11 protein-coding genes and 1 tRNA gene are annotated in these 24961 nt (G+C 73.9%); 8 read left to right on the top strand and 4 right to left on the bottom strand.

Features of this window, described 5'->3' with window-relative positions:
* Positions 1-10: 10 nt before the first annotated feature.
* Entirely contained in the window at positions 11-6199 is a 6189-nt protein-coding gene (locus ACIBBA_RS11680; protein WP_396696234.1) for a S8 family serine peptidase, read from the top strand.
* Between the two features lie 120 nt (positions 6200-6319).
* On the opposite strand, the gene ACIBBA_RS11675 is transcribed toward ACIBBA_RS11680, so the two are convergent.
* Positions 6320-9505, bottom strand: coding sequence for a penicillin acylase family protein (locus tag ACIBBA_RS11675; protein ID WP_396696232.1), 3186 nt, complete (start codon positions 9503-9505; stop codon positions 6320-6322).
* A gap of 436 nt (positions 9506-9941) precedes the next feature.
* Positions 9942-10028 (bottom strand) — tRNA-Leu (locus tag ACIBBA_RS11670).
* A 219-nt stretch (positions 10029-10247) separates the two neighbouring features.
* On the opposite strand from ACIBBA_RS11670, the gene ACIBBA_RS11665 reads away from it, so the two are divergent.
* The 5 genes from ACIBBA_RS11665 (at position 10248) to ACIBBA_RS11645 (ending at position 20752) form a co-directional block, all read left to right on the top strand.
* Entirely contained in the window at positions 10248-13232 is a 2985-nt protein-coding gene (locus ACIBBA_RS11665; RefSeq protein WP_396696230.1) for a tetratricopeptide repeat protein, read from the top strand.
* A 152-nt stretch (positions 13233-13384) separates the two neighbouring features.
* On the top strand, positions 13385-16015 hold the full coding sequence (locus ACIBBA_RS11660) for a fibronectin type III domain-containing protein (RefSeq protein WP_396696228.1): 2631 nt from the start codon (positions 13385-13387) through the stop codon (positions 16013-16015).
* A gap of 32 nt (positions 16016-16047) precedes the next feature.
* Complete coding sequence (locus ACIBBA_RS11655; protein ID WP_396696226.1) at positions 16048-17043, top strand: AAA family ATPase; 996 nt, start codon at positions 16048-16050, stop codon at positions 17041-17043.
* A gap of 14 nt (positions 17044-17057) precedes the next feature.
* Positions 17058-18335 carry a DUF58 domain-containing protein gene (locus ACIBBA_RS11650; protein ID WP_396696224.1) on the top strand — a complete coding sequence of 426 codons (1278 nt, stop codon included), beginning with the start codon at positions 17058-17060 and terminating at the stop codon, positions 18333-18335.
* Positions 18311-20752, top strand: coding sequence for a DUF3488 and transglutaminase-like domain-containing protein (locus tag ACIBBA_RS11645; protein ID WP_396696222.1), 2442 nt, complete (start codon positions 18311-18313; stop codon positions 20750-20752). Before ACIBBA_RS11650 ends, ACIBBA_RS11645 begins: the two co-directional genes overlap by 25 nt.
* A 111-nt stretch (positions 20753-20863) precedes the next feature.
* On the opposite strand, the gene ACIBBA_RS11640 is transcribed toward ACIBBA_RS11645, so the two are convergent.
* Both ACIBBA_RS11640 and ACIBBA_RS11635 read right to left on the bottom strand, forming a co-directional pair.
* Positions 20864-21655 (bottom strand): SDR family oxidoreductase, encoded by a 792-nt coding sequence (locus ACIBBA_RS11640; RefSeq protein WP_396696220.1) that lies wholly within the window; start codon positions 21653-21655, stop codon positions 20864-20866.
* A 2-nt stretch (positions 21656-21657) separates the two neighbouring features.
* A complete protein-coding gene (locus ACIBBA_RS11635) occupies positions 21658-22635 on the bottom strand; it encodes an LLM class F420-dependent oxidoreductase (protein WP_396696503.1) in 978 nt (325 codons plus the stop codon).
* Between the two features lie 140 nt (positions 22636-22775).
* Here ACIBBA_RS11635 and ACIBBA_RS11630 point away from each other — a divergent pair, with 140 nt between their 5' ends.
* The gene (locus ACIBBA_RS11630) at positions 22776-24029 is read left to right on the top strand and encodes a low temperature requirement protein A (protein WP_396696218.1); all 1254 of its coding nucleotides are present in this window, start codon (positions 22776-22778) and stop codon (positions 24027-24029) included.
* Between the two features lie 46 nt (positions 24030-24075).
* On the top strand, positions 24076-24936 hold the full coding sequence (locus tag ACIBBA_RS11625; protein ID WP_396696216.1) for a DUF1028 domain-containing protein: 861 nt from the start codon (positions 24076-24078) through the stop codon (positions 24934-24936).
* Positions 24937-24961: the final 25 nt, after the last annotated feature.

The following is a 24961-nucleotide window of genomic DNA, read 5'->3' as shown; positions in this document are numbered from 1 at the left end:
AGGACCCCGCATGAGACTCAAAGCCCTCGCGGCAACGCTTGCCGCAGCGGTCGGCCTGAGCATGATTCAGCCAACACCGGCGTCCGCCGCTGAGCCGGATCCCGGCGCGGCCGCCGAGAAGATCGCGTCGAGCCTGAAGGACCGCTTCCGCGCGCAGCCGGCGTCCGACTTCTGGATCACGTTCGACACCAGACCCGATCTCGGGCCGGCGAAGAAGATCGCCGACTGGACCGCTCGTGGTCAGTTCGTCTACGACGCGCTGACCACGGCGGCGAAGGACTCCCTCGCATCCGTCTCCACCGAACTCGACCGGGCAGGCGTCAAGTACACCTCGTACCCGATCGCCAACACCGTGCTCGTCAAGGGGGGCACCGAGAAGCTCGCCCTCGACGTGGCCTCGAAGGTGCAGGTCGCCGAGATCCACGCGACGCCGCAGGTCGCGCTGGTCGAGCCCGTGGACGAGAAGATCCCCGCTGACCAGGCTGCTCGCCCCGCCGCCCCGAAGGCCGCGGCCGAGGACGGCACCGCCACGTGGGGTCTGGACGCCATCCACGCCCCCGAGGCGTGGGCCATGGGCGCCACCGGTGCGGGCATCACCGTGTCCAACCTCGACTCGGGCGTCCAGTTCGACCACCCCGCCCTGACGCACCAGTACCGAGGTACGAAGCCCGACGGCACCGTCGACCACAACTACAACTGGATGGCCACCCGGGGCACGTGCACGGGCGCTCCGTGCGACGACAACGGACACGGCACGCACACCATGGGCACCATGGTCGGCGACGACGGCACCAACCACGTCGGCGTCGCCCCGGACGCGCAGTGGATCGCGACGAACGGCTGCTGCGACAGCACCGGCGTCGAGTCGCTGCTGCGGTCGGGTTGGTGGCTGCTCGCCCCGACCGACGTCCAGGGGAACAACCCGGACCCGTCCAAGCGCCCCCACGTCATCAACAACTCGTGGGGCCAGACCGTCGAGCACAACTTCGACGACTTCTTCCGGACCATCGACGAGGCCTGGAGCGCCGCGGGCATCTTCAGCGTCTGGTCGTCGGGCAACACCACGCCGTACGCGGCCTGCGACACCGTCTCCTCCCCCGGCTCCGCCGAGAGCGCCTACTCCGTCGGCGCCTACTCGTCGGACGGCACGCTCGCCTCGTTCTCCCGCAAGGGCGAGGGTGAAGGCGGTCGGATCAAGCCCGAGATCTCCGCGCCGGGTGACGGCGTCCGGTCGTCCTACCCGGGCAACAGCTACACCGAGATGTCCGGCACCTCGATGGCGGCGCCCCACGTCGCCGGCGCCGTCGCGGCGCTGTGGAGCTACGACCCGACCCTCATCGGGCAGGTCGAGGAGACCCGCCGCCTGCTCGGCGAGTCGGCAGTCGACGTCGACGACACCGAGTGCGGCGGCACCGCCGAGGTCAACAACAAGTACGGCGAGGGCCGGCTCGACCTCGTCCGCCTGCTCGAGCTCGCGCCCCGGCAGGGCGGCACCCTCACCGGTGTCGTCACCGCCGACGGCGCCCCGGTCGCCGCCGCCGAGGTGACGATCAGCGGGCCGTTCAGCCGGTCGATCGGAACCGACAAGGACGGCCGGTTCACGACGAACCTCCCGGTCGGCGACTACCAGCTCAGCACCAAGGTCTTCGGCTACCTGGCCGCGAGCGCCAACGTCACGATCTCCCTCGGCCAGGACACCTCCGTCAAGCTGCCGCTCACGGCCGCCGCGAAGCACGACGTCAGCGGCCGGGTCGTCGACGACAAGAAGCGGCCCGTCCCGAACGCCGACGTCTCCGTCAAGGACACGCCGCTCAAGCCGGTACGCACGGATGCCAACGGCGCGTTCACGATCGGCGGTGTCCCCGAGGGCGGGTACGCGCTGAGCGTCAAGCCCAACGCCTGCTTCTCGCCCACGACGGTCCCGCTGACCGTCGGCGCGCAGAACGAGCCGCGCGAGATCCCCGTCGGGCTCGTCGTCGACAAGGGCGGCTACAGCTGCGCGGTCTCCGAGGGCGAGTACCTGCGCGGCACCGACCCGGTCGCGTTCACCAGCGGCGTGTGGGCGACGGTGAAGCTGCCGTTCCCGATCGCGCTCTACAACGGCAGCCACGACACCCTCGGCATCAGCCTGCGCGGCGTGATCTCCCCGGACACCTCCACCGGGCCGGGCAGCGGCGGTGCGGGCGTCTTCCCGTTCTACGTCCAGACCCCCGTCGAGTTCGCCCCCGGCGGAGGCGTCTTCACGGCGGCCACCAAGGTCAACGGCGAGGACGCGTTCGTCGTCGAGTTCCGCAACGCCAAGCTCTGGGCCTATCCGACCCGGTCGGAGTACACGGAGCCGGTCAGCTACTCGGCCACGCTCACCCGCTCGGGCACCGTGACCTTCGGGTACGGCGACGGCATCGGGACCGATGACCCGGTGACCGCCGGCGCGCACGCCACCACCGGCATCCAGGGCTGGGCCGGCGTCGACGGCATCCGGTTCTCCGACAGCGCCCCCGTGCTGCGCGACGGGATGATCGTCACCTACGACATGCCGGACTTCGGGTACCTCGACGCGACCGTCGTCGACAAGAACGACGGGCTGCCGGTGGCCGGGGCCAAGGTCTCGTTCACGAACAAGAGTGGGCTCGTCGAGACCGTCACGACCAACGGGACGGGCATCGTGCATCGCCAGCTTCCGGTCGGCGACTACACGATGACGGTCGACGCGCCGAACTACACGACCGCGGCGTACCCCTTCTCCCTCGACAAGCTCTACGCGAATGCCAAGATCGACGCGCGCCTGACCACGGGTGTCGCCGGCCTGAAGGCCGACGGCCTCGACGCGCTGTTGGGTACCGACCAGAACGGTGTGGGCTCGCTGACGTTGACCAACAACGGCTCCGCCCCGCTCACGTACGACCTGGGCGAGGCCGCGCGCCACCCCGAGCTTGACGTCGCGGGCGCCACCGCGCGCACCGGGACGGGTGCGGCCAGCACGATCGACCTCACCGCGTGGAAGGCCGGTGCGAGCGGCATGAAGCCGTCGAACGTCGACGGCAAGGCCGCCACGTCGAGCGCCGCGGAAGCACAGGCGGCTGCCAAGGTCGGCGCGACCTCCGGCGGTGACGTCATCACCCGGATCCCCATCCCCGGCACGATCCAGGAGAAGGAGCCCTCCGGCATCGGGTACGACGGCGACGTCTGGGTCCACGACTACAACAAGCGGACCAACACCGCCTACACGGTGACGGGCAAGCCGACCGGAAAGGTCTTCGACGCGTCGTGGAACCCCGCGTACCGGGCGTTCGACATGGCGCTGGACACCAAGACCGGTGACATGTGCCAGATGGAGGACAGCCCGGCCAGCTACATCCACTGCTTCGACCGGGAGACCGGGAAGGAGACCCGGCAGATCAGGGGTGACTGGTCCACGCTGCAGCTGACCGGTCTGGCCTACAACCCGGCGGAGGACGTGTTCTACGTCGGCGGCCGGGCCAACGGCATGATCGGCACCGTCGCCGGGACGTCGCACGACAACGCGGGTGCGCTGCTGTCCTTCTGCGCCCCGCCGCTGCCCGAGGTGATGGGCCTGGCCTACAACCAGGCGTCCGACACCATCTGGTACACCGACCTCACCTCGAACAGGCCCACCCGCCTGCTGCAGGTCGATCCCGACGACTGCTCCCTGGTCAACGCGTGGTGGTTCCCGGGCCAGAAGGCGGGCCAGGGCGGCGGCCTCGAGACCGACTCGACCGGGGCGCTGTGGGCGGCCGACCAGCTCGCCGATGACGTCGTGCTGGTCGACGTCGAGGACGACCTGCTCACCGACCTGCCGTGGCTTGCGCTCTCCTCGACCGGCGGCACCCTCGCCCCGGGTCAGTCGACGACCGTCAAGGTTTCCGTCTCCTCGAAGGACACCAAGCCGGGAGTCCTCGGCGCGAACATCGTGGTGCGGTCCGACTCCGGACGCCAGTCCAAGACCTACGTCCCCGTGACGCTCACGACCACGAAGTACCAGGTCGGCGTCAACGCCGGCGGCCCGAAGTTCACCGACGGCTCCGGCTACACCTGGTCCGGCGACCAGGCCGCCGGGAAGAAGGCGTGGGGCTACGAGGGAAAGACGAAGGTCACCTCCACGCGGGCCGACATCGCACGTACGACGGACGACGCCCTGTTCCAGTCGCAGCGCACCACGCCGGACAAGCAGCTGTTCTACCGCTTCCCCGACGCGCCCAAGGGCACCTACGCGATCGACCTCGGGTTCGCCGAGATCGAGAAGGTGGCCAAGGGCAAGCGGGTGTTCGACGTCCTCGTGGACGGAACGCTGACGGAGTACGCGTACGACCCGGCCGCGGCCGTCGGGCCGAACGCCGCCGACTGGCGCACCGCCATCGTGAAGCACGAGGGCGGTCCGCTGACCGTGGAGCTGCGGGGCTCGAAGGGCCTGAAGGCCCCGACCATTGCCGCGCTGCGTGTGACGCTCGACCCGCGCGCGGACACGGCGGAGCCGGAGCCCCAGCCCGAGCAGCCGGAGCCGGGCCCCGTGCCGGTGGCCCCCGCCGGCCGCTCGTACTCGATGAAGGTGACCGACGGGCTCTACCGCCAGGGTACGGAGGAGTCCGGGTGGCACGGCGATGACGTCTGCGGCGTGCTGTGGTTCGACTCCAGCTTCCTGTTCCCGTTCTACGACACGGCCTGGGACGGCGTGTGCGTGACGACGAACGGCCAGTTGATCTTCGACCAGGCCAGCGCCGTGGGGAACAACACGGAGCTGCCGTCGCCATACGCGTTCGACGCGATCTATCCGCTCTGGGACGACCTGGTCGTCGATGACGAGGCGGGCATCTACTTCGGCACCACCGAGGTGGATGGCCTGGCGGCGCAGGTCATCGAGTGGCGCAACGTCACCTTCTACAACGACCAGACGGCTCGCGTGAGCTTCTCGGTCACCCTGATCGCGGACGGCCGCATCCAGATCGGGTACGGCGACGGCGTCGGCGGCGACAACCCCCTCACCCGGGGGTCGTCGGCGACGGTCGGTGTGGAGAGCCTCACGCGCAACCCCGCGGGCCAGCACTCCTTCAACCAGCCCGTCCTGAAGGCCGGCCTGGGGCTGGAGTACACCCTCCCGGCCGGGGGCACGATCGAGGGCACGGTCACCGACAAGAACGACGGCAAGCCGCTCGAGGGCGCGATCGTCACGCTCAAGGGGCCGAACGGTGAGCGGGTCATCACGACCGACGTGAAGGGCCGGTGGAAGGCCCAGGCGCTGGTCGGCGAGAACACCGTGGAGGTGTCGGCGCCGAACTACGTCACCGCCAGCCACCCTGTGACCATCGCCAGGAAGGATCAGGCCGAGGTGGTCGACACGGCGTTGACCACGGGCATCGCCACCGTCACCGGAGCTGACTTCGACTGGCTCCTCGACAAGGACCAGAAGGCGACGGCCGACGTGACCGTCACCAACACCGGCTCCGCCCCGCTCGAGGTGCGGATGAGCGAGCAGAAGCGCACCGGCGACGGCGGGCACGAGGCCGCCGATCTTCCGTGGCTGACCCTCACGGGCGCGGCCGCAACCGGCACGGTCACGCTCGCGGCCGGCGCGTCCACCACGGTCACGGCGACGGCCGACAACGCCGGCGTCGAGCCCGGTGTGCTCGTCGGGGACGTGCTCGTGGCGTCGAACGCCGGCAAGGGCGAGACCCAGCTCAAGCCGGTCCGCCTGGCGACCTCGGCCTACTGGAAGGGCGTCGACGTGGGCGGGTCCGGGCACGTCGGCGCTGACGGCTTCGTCTGGTCGCCCGACCAGCAACTCGGCTCGCGGCCGTGGGGCTACGTCGGCGGCAAGACGCGTACCACCAGGGCCGACATCGCCGGCACCGAGGACGACGCGCTGTTCCGCACCCAGCGGACCGGCGAGACGTTCAGCTACGTGTTCAAGAACGCCCCCGCCGGGACGTACCGGATCGCTCTCGACTTCGCGGAGATCGAGAAGGTCAAGGCCGGCAAGCGTTCCTTCGATGTCCTGGCCGACGGCAAGGTCGTGCTCTACGACCACGACGTGCAGGCGAAGGTGGGCGCGCTGACCGCGGACATGAACACGGTCACCGTCGAGCACGCCGGTGGCGATCTGAAGATCGAGTTCAGCCGCGAGAAGGGCGAGAGCGACCCGATCCTCAATGCCCTGAAGGTCCAGCAGGACCCGCGCCTGTGAGATAGCCGAACAATCCGCCAACAACGGTCAGAGCCTCCTCGGCGAGAATCGCCGGGGAGGCTCTGACCACAACTACCGATCGCCCGAAGGGGCCGGCGAGCACGGCCCCTCCGGGCGAGGTCACCGTCCGTACACCTCGACTTCGTAGACGGAGAACCCGTACGAGGTGGCCCGCTTGACCCCGTACACCCGCACGTAGCGGGCGGTGACCGGGGCGAACGTCACGTTGTCGACGCCGCCGTTGCCCGCGGTCGTGGTGAACACCGGCGCCCAGGAGCTGCCGTCACCGGAGACCTCGACCCGGTACGAGGTGCCGTAGGCGGCCTCCCAGCGCAGCACCACCCGGCTGACGCTGCGGGCCGCGCCGAGGTCGACCCGGATCCACTGGTTGTCGTTGTAGCTGCTGGCCCACCGGCTGCCGAGACTGCCGTCGACCGCCTTGTCCGGGGTGTGGCTGGTCAGGAACTGGGTGCTGGACGCGGTGGTCGGACGACCCTGCGCAAGGTTGGTGACGTCGTCACCCCGACGCGCCGGGAACGAGACGACCTGCTGGTAGGTGGGGCGGTTCTGCCAGGCGATCAGCGGGTGGGTGATGCCGCCCAGCCCGGACTGGGCGATCGAGTCGGCGCACCACTGGTCGCCGGCGCCGCAGGACTTGTCGCCCGGGTAGACCGTGGTGCCCGGCACCGCGGCGGCCTGGACGAGCGTGTCGAGCAGGGCCTGCCGGCACGCGCCGACGTTGCCGTTGCCGCAGTAGGCGCGGCCCAGCCCGCCGGCGACGGGGTCGCCGAGCACGGTGCGCAGGTCCTTGTCGACGTAGCCCCACCAGCCGTACTGGAACGACGAGCCCTTGTGCGCCTGGCCCTGCAACGCCCAGCTCGCGGCACCGTCGCGTCCGCCGTTCTGGCCGCCTGACGGCGCCTCGTTCACCTCGAGGGCGTCGACCAGCGCGGCGTAGAGGTCCGGCCCGAGGCCGGGGCGGAACTGCGCGGAGGCCAGCAGCGGCCACCAGGCGTCGAAGATCCGGATCGCGTCGGCGTGCTGATAGACCTTGGAGCCGGGGGACGTCTCCACCCGGCGGGCCCCGGCCTGCTGCCAGGCCCGCAGCTTGCCCACCGCGTCGGCCAGCGCCGGATCCGTGACGGGCGTGCTGTCCAGCACCCGCAGCAGGTCGCCGAGAACCTGCTGGCCGCGCAGGTCGGTCACCGCCGCGTCCGCCATGATCCTGACGACGTCGGCGCGGCCGAGCTTGCGCTGGGCGATCGCGGCGCGCACCGGGCCGTCGAGCAGCTGACCCCGGTGTACGGGGCCGAAGCTGAAGTTGCCGTCCGCCGCCCCGAAGTCCCGCGCCTGCTTGTTGTTCCAGCTGACGTAGTAGTCCTGGTTGACCGACTGCGGATGCGCCGACGTCGGGGTATAGGTGGCGTCGTTGGTGTCCGGGTTCCAACCGGCCCACTCGTACGCCGGCTCGGCCTTCACGGGCAGGTTCGGGTCGGCGGTGGCCGGACGGACGGGGTTCGAGCCGGAGTTGAAGTACGCCGCCTCGGTCGAGTTGACGTAGAACCAGTTGAACGCGTAACCGACGTTGGCCGCGGACGCCTGGAAGGCCGCCGCGCTGCCCATCGCCGACGGGTCGTTGTAGGCCTGGAAGCCGATCGCCGAGTCAGCCTCGTGCCGGTAGGTCGAGCGCAGCTTGGTAAACGCGGTCGGCTGCCCGTTCACCAGGCCCCGGTAGGCCACCAGCCCGTACTTGGTGCGCAGCGCGCGCAGCGTGTACGAGCCGGCCGGAGTGGAGTCGGCCAGCGTCGGCGACCAGGAGTTGCGCTGCTCCAGCGCCTCCATGGCGAGGCACTGCCCGTGGTAGAGGTAGCGGTTGGTGCGCAGCGTCGGGGCGCTGCCGTCGGTGGTGCACAGCGGCACCGCGTACGTGTCGGTGAGGTCCTGGGAGGCGGAGGTCGCGCTCCACGCGTAGTCCTGGCCGCGGCCGAGCAGCACGTAGAGGTTGAGCCCGGCGAACGCGGCGCCGCGAGCGCTGATGCCCGGCCCCTGTAGCTCCTGGAGCATCAGCAACTGCGGCGCGAAGTAACCGGTCTGCGGCCCGAACACGGCAACCGGGTTGCCGGTGGTGGTGTGCCGTCCTGAGACCATGACCGCGTTGGACATGCCGTGCGCGCGCAGGTTGGACAGGCCGCCGAGCAGCCCCTGGGTGGCGGTGCTGGTGCCGGTGCGGGCGGCGGCCCCGCCGCTGGCGTCGTAGGCGAGGGGCTCGGCGACCACCGAGCCGGCGTCGGGGAGCACGGCGCTGGTCGCGCCCGGCGGCGTCGCCCCGTACGGGAAGCTCTGCCCGTCGTGCAGGGTGAGCACGGTTTCCGGGTCGTTCTGCGACCGGAACGCCGTCCACACCCGGTCGCCCTCGGTGGCGCCGTACTTGGCCCGGGCCGCCACCCGGACCAGCGCGGACTGGATCTCGCTGCCGCCGCCCCCGCCGAAGAGCCCGCCGATGACGCCGGCGGTGGCGATGAGGTCGGTCATGGTGAAGTGCGTCGGCTTGCCGGCGCCCGCGAGCACGTACTCACCCGGGTAGTTGTCCTCAGCTATCGACTTGTCGATGTAGGCGTTGATGCCGGCGATGTAGTCGACCACGTCGGTGTAGAGCTGCTGGCCCCGGGGGCCCTTGAGGCGCAGCGCGTCCACCTGGGCCTGGAGGTCCGCCTCCGAGTAGGGCGAGTTGGCCCAGATGCTCTGCTCCAGCTCACGGTTGCCCGGCGCGCCGCCGGCGAACGAGGTGAGCGTGCCGCGACCGGCGTGCCGCAGCAGGTCCATCACCCAGAGCCGGTCCTGGGCCCCGGCGTAACCGGCGCCGAACATCGTGCCGGCGCGGGTGGTGCCGGTGACGTGCGGGACGCCGGTGGCCTTGTCCCGCACGATGGTGACGTCCGCGCGCGGCGAGACGGTGCTCTCGACCTGCGCGGCCGGGACGCCGAACGAGGCGTCGTTGTAGAAGTGGCCGATCTGCTCGTCGGTCAGCCCGGCGTAGTTGTAGACCAGGTTCGCGTACTCGTCGAGCTGGTCGCTGGAGTGCGCCGGGCGGGTGCCGAGCGCCTGGTGCGCCAGGATGGCGACCAGCGTGGCGTTGCCGTTCTGCCCGGGGGGCAGGATGTCGGCGCACTGGCCGAGGCAGTAGTCGTTGGCGGCGAACGTGCTTGCGGCCAGCGCCGGTGACGGCGGGGTCACCGTCAGGACGCTTGCGGTCAGGGCGGCGGCGGTGAGCGCCGCGAGCCGGGTACGGAGAGCGGGACGGAGCATGGCGATCCTCCGGGGACGCGGAGTCGGGCCGTTCGGTTACGCCCGGCTTCCGGTGCCGACGCCTCGCCCTCCGCGCCCGGGCGTTCCACCCGGAGGTGAGAGTGACTCATATCTATCTCCGGGCAATGATCGGCGCAGGGCCGCCCTCCGGGATAGCCGTCGTTCACCACGCGCCAATGCCGACGTTTCGCCATCTTCGCCATCGGGACCGGACACGCATGCCGAAGCTCACCACCGCAGCACGATCGTCTCGCCGCTTCTCGGCAGGGTCCGGAGCAGTCCCCGAGAGAGCTGATGGTCGATGAGTCCGCCGCGCGTGGGATCGGCCAGGATGAAAACGAGTCCGCGCTCACTGCGCCAGGCAGACCCACGGGACCCGGGCACAAGACACTGAAGGCCGAGATCGTCTCAAGCGATCTCGGCCGTGTGCTTAATGTGGTGTCCGAGGGGGGACTTGAACCCCCACGCCCTATACGGGCACTAGCACCTCAAGCTAGCGCGTCTGCCATTCCGCCACCCGGACCGGGTGTGTCCAGCCTACCTCGCCGGCTTGGGTGATCTCCCACCCGAAGCCGGCCCGGCGGGCCGCACGGGGAGTTACTGTACACGGCCGCGGTGGATCATGCACATCGCGTTCCCGGGTGCCGCTGGGAGCGCTGACCTCCTGCTCAGACCCGGACGTACCGCCCGTAGGGGCGGGTCCAGGTAGCGTCCGGACGCGGGTTACCGGCAGCATTGCCACGTGCCCCATCCCTCCCCCCTGGCCGTCGTCGCGCAGCAGGCGCTGGCCCTGCGCGCCGCGGGCGAGTTGAGCGCCGCCCGTCATCTGCTGGCCGAGGCCCTCGGGTCCGCCCGCCCCCAGTACGGCGAGGACCACCCGGACGTGCTCAACACCGCGCACCTGCTGGCCCGGCTGCACCGGGAAGCCGACGACCCGCTCGCCGCCCGGCGACTGCTAGAGGAGGCGTACGCCGCCGGCGAGCGACGGTGGGACCCGGCCGACCCACTGATGCTGGCCCTCTCCTACGACCTGGCCGGCGTCGCCGAGGAGCTCGGCAACCGCCACGAGGCCCGCCGCAACTACAGCCGGGTCGCGACCGCCGGCGCCGCCGTGCTCGGCGCGGACCACCCGGCGGTAAGCACCGCACGCCGTTACCTCGGGCAGCCCGCCGCCCAGCCCGCGCCGACGACGCCACATCCGACCGCGCCAGAGCAGGCCGGTGCGCTGGGCGCGCTGTCCGGGCCGACGATGGCGTTCGCGACGCTACCGCCGGTCCGACGGCCGCCTCAGCCCACGCCTTCCCCCGCCGGGCAACCGCCCGCCGCACCACGTGCCGTGCCGCCCCCGCCGGCCCCGGACGGGCACGCACCGACCGCACGGGCGCCGTTCGCCCATCCAGCGCCGCCGCCACCGCCGGGCCAGCAGGCGCCGCCGCCACCGCGAAGCCATTCGGCGTCGCCGGGCCAACAGCCGACGCCCGCACGGCACGGGCAGCAGGCGCCCTCGGTATCGCCCGGTCACTCCGCGCCGCCCGCCCCACCGGGCCAACCCGCGTCGCCGTGGGCCCCGCCGCCGACCCGGATCCCGCCGTCGGCTAGCAGCACCGCGCCGGGCGTGCCAGCCGCAGTGCCGCCCCCGCCACAGCCGAACGCGGCAGCTCCGGTACCACCCCCGCCGACGTCACCGTGGGCGCCTCCGCAGCCGCCGGTAGCTCCACCGCCGGTGCCGATCCCACCGCCGCCGCCTCCCCCGGTGGCTCCCCAGGTGCCGCCGTCACCCGCGCCGCCCGTCGTACCGGCGGCACGCCGACCCGTGCCACCGCCCCCCGCTCCCCCGGCGGCCCGCGCCTCCGGGTTCCCGACGGACGGCATGCCCGTGTCGGCACCGCCGGGGCACACTTCACACGCCCCTCGGCCGCAGGCACCCACACCCCCGCCGCCGGCACCGCAGGCCGCGCAGACCGCCGCGCCACGGCCGGCCACGCACGCCCCCACGCCACCGCCAGCCGCGCAGGCCGCCCCGCCACCGCCACCGCCGGTACCGCGATCCGCACGCACCCTCACGCCGCCGTCCGCACCGCCAGCCGCGCACATTCCCGCGCCACCGCCACCGCCACCGGTGGCGCACACGTCCCCGGCCGCTCCGACAGCGCCACCGCGGGTGCCGCCGGCGCCGGCCGTGCCGGCACCGCCGCCCGTGGCCGCGTCGCAGCCGGGCGTACCCGAGCGGCAGCCCGGCGGTGACGCGACCGCGCCGGCGCGGTCAAGCGTGATCCCGGCCTCCCCCGGACCGGCACGGGAGACGGGCGGGAACGTCACCGCCGCGCTGGCACCGGGCGGGAACGGCCCGGGCTGGGACAAGCCGACCATCCAGGTCCAGCAGATCGGACCACTGCTGGAGGAGGAGGTGGCGCGGGTCAAGGCCGAGCAGCGGGAGCACACCGAGGACGGGGTACGACGCGACGGTGGGCGGCCCGCGTCCGCCGCTCCGGTCTCGCCTGCGCAGGCCGGCCCGGCGGTGTCGCCGGTGAGCGGGCCGCCGGCGGCCAGGCCGACCCCTCCGGCGCCCGAGCAGCCGGCCCCGGTCAGCGCGCCGCCAATCAGCGCCCCGCCAATCAGCGCCCCGCCGGTCATCCCACCGCCGGTCAGCGCCCCACCGGGTTCTCCGGTGAGCGCCGCGCCCGCCTATCCCCACCCGGTCAGCGCCCCGCCGGGCCATCGGGCACCGGTCAGTGGGCCACCCGGCCACCCGGTGAGCGCTCCGCCTGGATACCCGCAACCCGTCAGTGCTCCACCCGGCTACCCGCACCCGACCAGCGGCCCGCCGGTGGCGCCGCCACCGGTGAGTGCCCCGCCGGCGCCGCCGTGGGGGCTCACCGCGCCGCCGTGGAGCACCACGGCACCGCCGCAGCCGCTGGGCGCGGCCGAGGAGGCCGGCCCGGCGCCGGAGCTCGCGCCGGACCTGCCCGACCCGGACGACGACGAGCGGGCGGCTGACCGGCCGTCTTCGGTTCCGCGGGAGCTGGCGATGGAGCCGATACCGGAGGGCTGGCCCGACGCCACCCCGACGGATCCGCCGGGTCCGCTGGCGTTCACGCCGGCACCGTTGCCGGCCGACCCGGTCACCACAGCGACGCCGCCCAGCGTGTCCATCGCGCCGGAGGCGCCCGTCCATCCCCACCCGGTGGCGCCGCCCCGGCCGGAGCCCGCCCCGTACCACCCGTCTCCGGCGCACCCGGTCGCGGCGCCGCCGGCGTACCCGATGATCGAGGAGCCGGAGCCGCGCGGCCGGAGCCGGACGGCGGTGGCCGTGGCGGTGACCGCCGCAGGGGTGGCGGTCGCGGCGGTGGCCACGGTGGGGGTGCTGGCGTTGGGGCGGGACGCGCCGCCGCCGGCGGCCGGTCCGACGGCGTCGGGCGTCGCGGGGCCGACGGCGAGCGGGCCACCCCCGGGTGACCTGCGGCTGCGCGACGACTCGACGACGATCACGTTGAGCTGGACGGATCCGGCCGGTGGGGCGGTGCCGTTCATGGTCGCCGGCGGTCGGGCCGGTCAGGCGCTGGGAGTGCTGGCCACCGTGGACCCGGGGCAGACCAGCTACACGGTCAACGGGCTGAACTCGCGGGTGGACTACTGCTTCACCGTGCTCGCGGTCTGGTCGACGGACACGTTCGCCACCTCCGGCCAGGTCTGCACCGAGCGCGAGCGCGCCACTCCGACGAGCTGACCTGCGGATCCACACCGCACACGCTCGGTGTCCACAGCGGGACGGTACGGGTTCCCCCGGCCCGGACCGGGCCCATATGATGGCACCCGGCTCAGGGGAGGGTCGCCGGTAGGGCGCGCCACCTGGCTTGACGACACTGGAGGCAGCCGGCTGTGGCCACCATCGACGATGCCGTGAAGTCCGGGCCCGGCACCTCCCGTCCCCGGTCGCGGCTGCGTGGCGGTCTGGTCACGATCGGGACGGTGACGGCCCTGCTCGCCGCGATGGGGCTCACGGTGCTCGGGCTGGGCGCCGCCGACAACGCCGTCGCCAGCTACGACGCGAGTTCCTGGCTGTGGAGCGCGGCGCGCAGCGAGCTGGCCCGGGTCAACGGGGTCACCGCGCGGGTCGACACCCGCACCGAGGTCCCCGGCGCGCGGCGGCACCCGATGCAGGTCACCCAGACCGACCGGCTGCTGATCCTGCGCGACTTCAACACCGGCCAGGTCAGCTCGCTCGACCTGGCCACCCTGCAGATCACCGCGACCACCCGCACCACACCCGGGCTGGGCGTGAACGTGGCGCTGCACGAGGACGCGGCCTTCGTGGTCGACGCGGTGCAGGGGGTCGTCCGGCAGCTCGACCCGCGTTCCCTCTCGCCGGTGGGCGAGCCGGTGCGCTACCCGCCGGGCATCACCGGCGGGGCGTTCGACGGCGAGGGTCGACTCTGGATCGCGGTGCCGAGCGAGGGCACCGTCTCGGCGATCACCGCCGCGGTGCTGCCGGTCACGCCGGCGTCGCCCGCAGCCGGCGGCGGGCTGAGCCCGAAGCAGGTCGAGACGTACGACGTGGCCGAGCCCAGCCACGAACTGGTGGTCTCCACCCTGGACGACGGCGTCGCGGTGCTCGACCGCACCGCCGGCGCGCTGGTCACGGTGCAGCGGGGCGCCGTCAAGCCGACGCCGCTGACGCTCACCTCGCCGGGCGCGCTGCCGGCGCGCACCACCGGGCCGAGGGTGCCGGTCACGGTGCCCGGCGAGCGGCGGGTGCACGTGGTGGCCGAGGGTGGCGGCGAGGTGCGGGCGTTCACCGTGCCGGGCGCCGGTGACCGGCTCACCCCGGCCGTCGCCTGGGGGGCCCGGTTCTACTGCGCCGACGAGGCGACCGGCACCGTCTACTCCTTCGACGCCGACGGCAAGCTGGTCGACACCATCCGCGGCAAGCGGCCCGGCCCGCTGGAGCTGGAGGTGCGGGAGAACCACCTCTTCATCAACTCCCCGGACTCCGCGACCGCCCGGGTGGTCGACGACAAGCACCAGGTGCGCGAGGTCGACAAGTACGCCAACGACGTGCTCGGTGGTGACCCGCCGCCGACTCCCCCGCCGCCGCCTCCGCCGAAGAAGCCGAAGGTGGGCAAGCCGAGCGCGCCGCGCGCCGTCACCGCGGCAGCGGGCAACGCGCAGGCCCGGGTGAGCTGGCGGCCGGCCGCCGCGAACGGCGCGGCGATCATCCGCTACGTGGTGGAGGGCGCCGGTCAGCGGCACGAGGTGGGCGCCAACCAGCGGGCCGTGGAGATCAAGGGCCTGACCAACGGCGAGACGTACCGGTTCTCGGTGCACGCGGTCAACGCCAAGGGCGCCGGACCGTCGCGCAGCAGCAACCCGGTGACGCCGACCGCCGCGGTGCCCGATCCGCCGGCCAGCGTCACCGCGCAGGAACGGCCGGACGGCACGGTGCTGGTGCGCTGGCCCGCGGCGAACGGTCAGGGCAACACCATCGCGAAGTACGCGGTCACCGCCACCTCGGCCGGTGCCAACGCCCCGGTGGGCGAGTCGGCCAAGACCGAGCTGGTGGTGCCCGCCGGCGAGCTGGAGTACGGCACCCAGTACGCGTTCACCGTGGTGTCGGTCAACAACAAGGGCGCCGGCTCGGCGGCCTCCCCGGTCAGCAACACGGTGGTGCCCTACACCGCCCCGCAGCGGCCGGCGGACCTGCGGGCGAGCACGGTGCCCAACCAGCCGGGCACGGTCGCGGTGCAGTGGTCGCCGGCCGAGCCGAACGGCCGCCCGGTGACGAAGTACCTGCTCGACGTGGGCGGGCGCAGCAGCGAGGTGACCGACACCCAGGCCACCGTGAGCGGCCTGGGCAACGGGCAGAACGTCACGGTCAAGGTGAAGGCGGTCAACGAGGCCGGGCCGGGCCCGGAGGCCACCGCGACCGCGCGGACGGTGGCCGAGCCGCGGATCACGGTGACCGGCTCGTCGGCGACCGCGACCGCGGCGACGGTGAGCTTCACCGTGGACGCCGGCGGCGGGCAGGCGGCGTGCTCGCTGAGCACCCCGGGTGAGCCGGCGAAGACCGGAGCCTGCTCCAGCATCACGATGAGCGGCCTGACCCCGGGCACGGCGTACACGTTCACGGTGACCGCGAGCAACGCCGCCGGCAAGGACACCGTCACCAGGGCGCAGAGCACCGACGCCCTCTACGGCATCGCCACCTGCCGCAACGGGGCGGCCGGAGAGACCGCGACCTACTGCGACAAGGACGTGAGCGGCCGCAACGGCAACGAGGTCTTCTCGGTGGCCCGGCAGGACAACGACCGTCAGGTCGGCTGGGCGAAGCCCGGCACGCGGCTGAAGGCGTACTGCAAGAAGTCGGGCGAAGAGGTGTACGCCTACATCTACAACAACGAGAAGCGCAGCACCTGGTGGGTGCAGGTCGAGTACAGCGGGAAGAACTACATCCCGTGGGCCTGGTTGAACCTGGAGGGTGGCGACAACATCAACGTCCTGCCGACCTGCTGATCCACCCCCGGGCAAGCAAGGAGCACCACCACGTGAACACCCACGAGCCGCTCACCCAGGCGGAGGTGCAGGGCTTCGCCGCCCTCGCCGCCCGGCTGGCGGAGAACGTCAACGCGGTCGTGCTGGGCAAGCCGCAGGTGGTGCGGCTGGCGCTCACCGCGCTCTTCGCCCAGGGGCATGTGCTGCTGGAGGACGTGCCCGGCGTCGGCAAGACCACCCTGGCCCGGGCGATCGCCGCCACGGTCAAGGGCCAGTGGCGGCGGATCCAGTTCACGCCCGACCTGCTTCCCTCGGACGTCTCCGGGGTGACCATCTTCAACCAGGCCACCCGTGGCTTCGAGTTCCACCCGGGCCCGGTCTTCGCCAACATCGTCATCGCCGACGAGATCAACCGGGCCTCGCCGAAGACCCAGTCGGCGCTGCTGGAGGTGATGGAGGAGCGCACCGTCACCGTGGACGGCGTCCGCCATCCGGTGCCGCAGCCGTTCCTGGTGGTGGCCACCCAGAACCCGGTGGAGATGGACGGCACCTACCGGCTGCCGGAGGCCCAGCTGGACCGGTTCCTGGTGAAGCTCTCCGTCGGCTACCCGGACGAGGCGGTCGAGGTGGAGGTGCTGCGCGGCGCGACCGTCCGCTCCCCCGAGGCGCTGACCGCGGTCACCGACACCGCCACCGTCGGGGAGATGGTCCGGATGGCGCTGCGGGTGCACATCGCCGAACCGCTCTACGCGTACGCGGTGCGCCTCGCCGCGGCCACCCGCACCCATCCACAGGTCCGGGTCGGGGTCAGCCCCCGGGGCGTGATCGCGCTGACCCGCGCCGCGTGCGCGTACGCGCTGATCGACGGGCGGGGGTGGATCATGCCGGAGGATCTGAAGGCGCTCGCCGAACCGGTCTTCGCGCACCGGCTGCTGCTCACCCCCGACGCGCAGGTGCGCGGGGTGACCGCCGGGGAGGTGCTGCGCCAGGCCATCGCCTCGGTGCCGGTGCCGCTGCCGTCGGGGCAACCGGCCCCGGTGCAGGGCTGACCGGCAGCACCGGCATGGGGATCACCGCCCGCGGGGTCGGGCTGCTCGTCGCGGCTGTGCTGCTGCTCGGCGCCGGCCTGCGCTTCGCGTACCCGGAGCTGACGCTGCTCGGCGCGGCGGCCGCGACCGCGGTCGGCTACGCCGCGCTGGTCGCGGCGTGGCGGCCCCGGCTGGCGGTGGGCCGGCACGCCGACCCGGACCGGGTGGCCCGCGGCAAGCCGGCCAGCATGACGCTGACCGTGCGCAACACCGGGCGGCTGCGGGCGGCGAACCTGCTCGCCGAGGACCGCTGCGGCGACGAGACGGTGCCCGTGCCGCTGCTGCGGCTGCGACCCGGGCGGGACACCACCGTCCGCTACGACGTGCCGACCCGGCGCCGGGGCATCGTCGCGGTCGGGCCGCTGCGGGTGACCCGCCGCGATCCTCTCGGTCTGGTCGCGCTGGCCCGCCCCTACGGGGACACGGTGCCGGTCTGGGTGCATCCGCGCATCCACCGGATGGGCGCGGTGCCCACCGGTGCCGGGCGCAGCCTGGACGGTCGGGTCGACGCCGTGCCGCACGGGTCGATCACCTTCGACTCGCTGCGGGAGTACGTGGTCGGCGACGAGCTGCGCCGGGTGCACTGGCGCACCAGCGCCCGCGTCGGGCAGCTGATGGTGCGGGAGAACGTGGACACCAGCCTGCCGCAGATCGTAGTGCTGCTGGACAACCGGGCGGCCGCGCACCCGGAGCGCGACGGCGGGGTGGCCGGGTCGTTCGAGTCGAGCTGCGAGGCGGCGGCGTCGATCGTGACCGCGGCGCACCAGGCGGACCTGCCGGTGCTCCTGCTGCTGGTCGTACCGGAGGCTGCCGGTTCGCCGGCCTCCGACGGCCCGGACGGCGGCGCGGCGGCGGGCCGGGGTGCCGCATCGCGGATCTGGGGGGCGCTGCGCGGCCGGCGGCGGGCAGCCGCGGACGACGCGGACGCACGCCCGGGGGGCGAATCCGTCGGCGGGCCGCTGGACCGGCTCGCCGCCGTCGAGCTGGCCGACGAGGAGGACGACGCGCTGCCCGCGACGGTGACCCGGCTGCGCCGCGACCGGCTCGGCGACACGCTGATCTTCCTCACCGGGCCAGGCGGTCGCGGCGACCTCGGGCATGTCGGCGCGCTGCGTGGCGGGTACCCGTCGGTGGTGGTCGGGGTGTTCGGCGCGGCCGATCCGGTGCCGTCCGACGCGGCCGGCCTGGTGGTCATCGACGCGGCCGACGGGGAGCAGTTCGCCGCCGAGTGGGACGGGGTCCGGCGGTGGTGAGCGTGCGCGACGCACGGCCGACGGCCGACGCCACCGCGGCAGCCGGTGGCCCTGGCGTGGCCGGCGCCGGCGGCGGCGGGCGGCGGCGGGTCACCGCCGTGCTGTGGGCACTGCCGGTGCCGCTGGCGCTGGTCACGATGACCGCGCTGGCCGGCGTGGTGCTCGGCCGGGTGTACGCCGGGCCGTTGCTGCCCCGGCTGCTGGCCGGCGCGGCGGTCGGTGCGGTGCTGGTCAGCGTGGCCGCCCGCCGGCTGCCCTCGTGGCTGGTCGCGCCGGTGTCGGTGCTGGCCATGGCGGCCTGGACGGCGTGGTCGCTGCGGCTGGCCGCCGCGCACGCCGAGCTGCCCGGAAGCCTCGCCGAGGTGACCGCGGACGCGGCGCGCAACGGCATCCCCCGGCTGCTCACCGCGATGATCCCGGTGGAGCCGACCCCGGACACGGTCCTGGTGCCGCTGGTGGCGACTTGGCTGGCCGGGCTGACCGGCGCGGAGGTGGCGCTGCGCGCCGGTCGGGTGCTCGCCGGCTACCTGCCACCCGTGGCGCTCTTCGCCGGCGCGCTCTACGTGGTCGGGCCGAACGCCGGGCCGGCACTCTGGCCGACGGTGCTCTTCGTCGCCGCGGCGGCGCTGGGCCTGGCGGTCTCCGCCCGGCCCGCTCCGGGCGCCGGTGACCCGGTGGCCGGGCTGGCGCCGGGCGTGCGGACGGTCGTGCGGCTGCGGCTCGCCGGCGGCGCGGTGGTCGGGGTCGCGGTGGTGGTCGGCCTGGTCGCGCTGCTCGGACCGGCGATCGTCGGGCAGGTCGACGGCCGGCCGGTGGATCCGCGCCGGTACGTCGAGCCGCCGCAGGTAGAGACGCTGGACGAGAACCCGCTGATCCGGATCTCCGGGTGGGCCCTGCACCCGGAGCAGCAACTGCTGGAGGTACGCACGGACCGGACCGGACCGGTGCCGGGCGCGACCGGCGATCCGGCGGGGGCGGCGTCGGCCGACCCGAGCGCCGACCCGGCGGACGGCGGGCCCGAAGCTCCCGCCGAAGACAGCGTGCGGATCCGGCTGGCGGTGCTCAGCGACTACGACGGAGTCACCTGGCGGGTCGGCGCGACGTACCGCAACGCCGGGCGGATCCTGCCGGCCGCCACCCCGGCGCCGGACAGCCGCGTCGAGACCGTCCAGCAGCGGATCACCATCGCCGAGCTGACCGGCCGGCTGCTGCCCGCGGTCGCCACCCCCCGCGAGGTCAGCGGCGCCCGGGTGGCGTACGACCCGGCGACCGGCACCCTGATCCGCCCCGAAGGGCTCACCCCCGGCCTGAGCTACACCGTCACCTCCGCCCGGGAACGCCCGGACAACAACCTGCTCGCCACCGCGAACGTGCCGGCCGGCGAGGCGGTCGCCCGGGTGCTGCGGGTCACCGACGGGGTGCCCGAGCCGCTGACCCGCCTTGCCGGCCAGCTCGCCGAGGAGAACGGCGCCCCGTACGCCCGGGCCGCCGCGATCGAGCAGTTCCTCGCCGAGCACTACCGGATGGTCGCGGACGCGCCGAGCGGGCACGCCTACCCCAACCTGAACTTCTTCCTGTTCGGGCCGCGCAACGGCGGCGGGCAGCGCGGCACCTCGGAGCAGTTCGCCGCCGCGTTCGCGGTGCTCGGGCGGCTGACCGGCCTGCCGACCCGGGTGGTGGTGGGCTTCGAGTCCACCGGGGACGGTCCGGTCCGGGCCGGCGACGCGTACGCCTGGCCGGAGGTGCTCTTCGACGGGCTGGGTTGGGTGCCGTTCAACCCGCTGCCCCAACCCATCCAGGAGCCCCGGCCGGTCGAGGAGGACTTCCGGCCCGCACCGTCGGAGCCACCACCGTCGGAGGTGGCGGAGCCGACGCTGGAACCGACCGCGTCACCGGAGCCGGCCGCCGCGCCCGACGGGTCAGCCGACTCGGGCGGGCTGTCGACCACGGTGCTCGTCGGCGGCGGAACCGGCGGCCTGCTGCTGCTGGTCGGGGCGCTGCTGCTCACCCTGCTCGCGATGCGCCGGACGCTGACCCGGGCCCGGCTGGAACGGGGCGACCCCGGCCAGCGCATCGCCGGCGCCTGGCGGGAGGTCACCGACGCCCTGCGGCTGGCCGGCCAGCCGGTCGGCGACGACCTGGCCGCCACCGAAGTGGCGTCGCGTGCCCGCCGTGCCGTCGCGCCTGTCGCCCCGCCGACGGCCGATCCCGCCACCAGCGGGCCGGTGCCCGCCGTGGACGAGTTGGCCGGCCTGCTCAACCAGGTCGGGTTCGCACCGGGCACCGCCACCCCTGACCAGGCCACCCACGCCGTCGGCATCGCCCGGCGCTACACCGCGGCCCTGCGCGGGACGCGTCCCCGCTGGCGCCGCCTGCTCTGGGCGATCCACCCCGGCCCGCTGCGCTGGCGCCGCTGAGCCCGCCGATCGGCCAGGAGGCGTGGTGTCGTCAGTCGCCCGAGAATCCGGTGAAGTGGATCTGGTCCGGGCGGCCGTCGACGTAGCTCATTACGTACGGGCGGTGGTGGATCAGCTGGTGAGTCGGCGGACGAGTTTGCGCAGGCCGGCCTGCCAGCCGTCGGGATCCTCGGCGCGGCGGCGGGCGTACCCGGCGACCTCGGGGTGCGGCAGGATCAGGAACCGCTCCTCGGCCAGCCCCTCGACGGTCGCCTCGGCGACCTGGTCCGGGGTGAGCACGTCACCGGAGGCGGCGATCACCCGGGCGCCCAGGTGGCCGGCGGCCATCCCGTCGGCGAGCATCGGGGTGTCCACCCCCTGCGGGCAGAGCGCGCTCACCCGGATCCCCCGGTCCCGGTAGGTGATCGACAGCCACTCGGCGAAGCCCACCGCGGCGTGCTTGGTCGCGGTGTAGGGGGCGTCCCCGACGGCGGTCAGCACACCCGCCGCCGAGCAGGTGTGCAGCAGGTGCCCGCCGCCGCGGGCGAGCATCCCCGGCAGCACCGCGCGGGCCGAGTAGACGTGCGCCAGCACGTTCACCCGCCAGGCGCGGTCCCAACCCGCGTCGTCGACCTCGAGCCCGCCGCCGCTGGCCACGCCCGCGTTGGCGCAGAACAGGTCGATGCGCCCGTAGCGCCGCTCGGCGTCGTCGACCAGGGCCCGGACCTGCTCCTCGTCGGTGACGTCGACGGCCGTCGGGTGCACGGCGGGGCCGATGCCGGCGGCGACGGCGCGGGCCGCGTCGGCGTCCAGGTCGGCCAGCACGACGGCGGCGGCGCCCTCGGCGGTGAACCGGCGGGCCAGCGCCGCGCCGATGCCGCCGGCGCCACCGGTGATCACGACAACCCGGTCGGTGAGGTTCACCCTCAGGCCTCCGCTCCGTTGGGGCCCAGCCGGGCGATGAGCGCGCTCAGCGCCGCCGGCCCGCCGGCGGTCAGCTCGGGGGTGGGCAGCAGCGCCAGCACCGGCACGTCGACACCGGCGTCGGCGTAGCGGCGCACCTGCGCCCGGCACTGCTCCGGCGAACCGTGCAGAATCAGCGCGTCGACCACCTCGTCCGGCACGGCGGCGAGGGCGCCGCGCCGGTCGCCGGCCGCCCAGGCCGCCCACATCGGCCCCAGCACCTCGTCGCGGCCGAGCCAGCGGTGGAACGCCGCGTACGCCGGGACGGTGAGGTAGCTGGTGATCATCCGGCGGCCCAGCGCCCGGGCGTGCCCGGCGTCCTCGGTGGGGCAGACGAAGATCCGGGCGGTGACCTCGAAGCCGGGGCGGCGCTGCCCGAGCTCGGTCAGGGCGCGCGGCACGTCCTCGGCGGCCAGCCAGTTGAGGATGACCCCGTCGGCCTCGGCGCCGGCGAGCCGCAGCATGCCCGGGCGCAGTGCGCCGAGCAGGATCGGCGGCGGCACCGCCGGCGGGCGTTCCAGGGTGAACCGGCGGACGGTGAAGGTGTCGTACGCCTGGTCGACGGTCTGCCCGGCCAGCGCGGCGCGCAGGAAGCGCAGCATGTCCCGGCTGCGCCGGAACGGCTCGGCGAACGGCACCGCGTTCCAGTCGCCCACCACCACCGGCGAGGAGGCGCCGATGCCGAGGGCGAAGCGGCCCGGCGCGGTCTCGGCCAGCGCCGCCGCGCTCATCGCGAGCAGCCCCGGCCCCCGGGTGAAGACCGGCGCCACGGCGGTGCCGAGCCGCAGCCCCGGCTGCCAGGCGGCGGCGAGCGCCAGCGGGGTGAACGCGTCGGTCCCGGCGACCTCGGCGGACCAGACGTCGGTGAAACTGGCCCGGTCGAGGGTCGCGTAGACCGCGGCGTGGTCGGCGAGCGGAATCCCGCCCAGCGGCACCGTCATGCCCCATCGCGTCGTCACCCGTCGATACTGCCCGGTAACCTCCGCCCGGAGCAAGATCCCGGCCGAGGCCAAGCCGGGCGGCCCCGGACGGAACCCGGTTTCCCGGTTGCCGGTCGGCCGTGCCGCCGCCGGTGTTACGAATGCCGGGTGAGCTGCGCCGACGCCGGAACGCGCTGACCGTGGCCAACGGGGGCAGGAGCCGCCTGGCACCGACGGCGGGCGATCCGGGGCGGGCCACCTTTCTGGAGCTCTTCTTCGATCTGGTCTACGTCTTCGCGCTGACCCGCATCTCGGCGCGCGCCTTCGAGGACCTCGCCGTCGAGAAGGGCATGGCGCACGGCTGGACCGCGGTCACCGGAGGCGGCAAGACGCTGCTGCTGCTCCTCGCGCTCTGGGCGGTGTGGCAGGGCACCGCCTGGACCACCAGCCGGTACGACCCGCAGCACACCTGGTTGCAGGCCATCGTGATCACCGCGCTGGTGTGCAGCATGGTGATGGGAGTGGCGGTCCCGCGGGCGTTCACCGCCACGGGCGTGATGTTCGCGGTGGCGTACGTGGTCGCGCAGGTGTCCCGGCCGCTGATCCTCATGATCGCCCTCGGCCCGCACCCTTACCGGCGGCTCAAGCTGCGGATGACCCTCATCTACACCGCCACCGGGGTGCTCTGGATCGGCGGCGCGCTGCTGCCCACCAACCCGAAGGTGGTGCTCTGGACGGTTGCGCTCTTCGCCGAATATCTCGCGGCCCGCTGCGGCTGGCCGGTGCCCGGGCTCGGCCGGTCCACCGTCTCGCGCTGGGACATCGCCCCGGAGCACCTGTCCGACCGGTACCAGCAGTTCTTCCTGGTCGCGCTCGGCGAGACGATCCTGGTCGCCGGCTTCGCGTACAGCAAGGGGCCGTACGAGGCCGGCCACGCCGCCGCGTTCGGGCTGGCGCTGGCCACGTCGATCGTGCTGTGGCGGATCTACATGCAGCGGGCCGGGCAGATCCTCGCCGAGGCGGTGAGCAAGGCCCGGCACCCGGCGACGGTCGGCCGGTCCTCGGCGGACACCCATCTGGTGATGGTGATCGGCCTGACCGCCGTGGCGATCGGGTACGAGTTGGTCATCGACCATCCGGTCGAGCGGCTCCCCATGGCCTGGGTGGCGATGGTGATCGGCGGACCGGTGCTCTTCCTGGCCGGCCGGGCCCGCTTCGAGTACGAGGTCTTCAGCCGGGTCTCACCGTCGCGGTGGATCGCGATCCTGGTACTGCTGGCGTCGACGCCGCTGGTGGTGCGCGCGCCAGGGTTGTTCGCCGCCGCCACCGCCCTCGTGGTGCTGATCGCGGTCGCGGTGGCCGACACCCGCCGGGCGCACGGCCGCCCGCCGGAGGCCGCCGCCCCACCGCGCTGAGCATCGAGGTACGACGACCGCGCCGCGGCCCGGATAGTCTCTGCCGGTGACCTTCTCGATCGTCGCCCGCTCCGATGACGGCCAGCTGCACGGCGTCGCCGTCGCCAGCAAGTTCCTCGCCGCCGGGGCACTCGTCCCGGCAGCCGAGGCCGACGTCGGCGCGCTGGCCACCCAGGCCAGCGCCAATCTCGCCTACCGCCCGCAGGGGCTGACCATGCTGCGCACCGGAGTGGCCGCCGCCGACGTGGTGGCCGGTCTGGTCGCCGCCGACGGCGAGCGCGACCACCGGCAGCTCGGCGTGGTCGCCGCGACCGGCCCGGGCGCCACCTGGACCGGCCCGAAGTGTCACGACTGGGCCGGTGGCCAGGCCGGCGACGGTTGGGCGGCGCAGGGCAACATCCTCACCGGGCCGCAGGTGGTCGACGCGCTGCGCGACACCTGGCTGGCCGGCTCGACGCTGCCGTTCCCGCAGCGGCTGCTGGCCGCCCTGCGCGCCGGCGACGAGGCCGGCGGCGACCGGCGTGGCCGGCAGAGCGCCGGCCTGCTGGTGGTGCGGCGCGGCGGCGGCTACGGCGGCGGCAGCGACGTCGTGGTCGACCTGCGCGTCGACGACCACCCGGACCCGGTCGCCGAGCTCGACCGGCTGCTGGCCGTGCACAGCCTGCTCTTCACCCGGCCCGACCCGGCCACCCTGCTCGACCTCACCGGCGCGCTCGCCGCCGAGGTGGGCGCGCTGCTCGCCGCCCTCGGTCACCAGGACCCGGCCGGCCCGGAGCAGGCGCTGGTCTCCTGGGCCGGCATGGAGAACCTGGAGGAGCGGCTGGTGCCGGGGCGCATCGACCCGGTGGTGCTGGAGCACCTGCGCCGCACCGCCCCGCACGTGCCGGCGCCGCGCTCCGCCAGCTGACCGCCGGGCCGCCGGCGCCCTTACA

This window comes from Micromonospora sp. NPDC051006 (assembly GCF_044456245.1).
Lineage (GTDB): Bacteria > Actinomycetota > Actinomycetes > Mycobacteriales > Micromonosporaceae > Micromonospora.
Note: the sequence above shows the minus strand (reverse complement) of the source record. Positions and strands in the feature narration are given on the sequence as shown.

Excerpts from the sequence above, each read along its gene's own strand:
- ACIBBA_RS11680 (WP_396696234.1), top strand. The coding sequence starts at position 11 with ATGAGACTCAAAGCCCTCGCGGCAACGCTTGCCGCAGCGGTCGGCCTG.
- ACIBBA_RS11675 (WP_396696232.1), bottom strand. The coding sequence starts at position 9,505 with ATGCTCCGTCCCGCTCTCCGTACCCGGCTCGCGGCGCTCACCGCCGCC.
- ACIBBA_RS11650 (WP_396696224.1), top strand. The coding sequence starts at position 17,058 with ATGGGGATCACCGCCCGCGGGGTCGGGCTGCTCGTCGCGGCTGTGCTG.
- ACIBBA_RS11635 (WP_396696503.1), bottom strand. The coding sequence starts at position 22,635 with ATGACGGTGCCGCTGGGCGGGATTCCGCTCGCCGACCACGCCGCGGTC.
- ACIBBA_RS11630 (WP_396696218.1), top strand. The coding sequence starts at position 22,776 with ATGCCGGGTGAGCTGCGCCGACGCCGGAACGCGCTGACCGTGGCCAAC.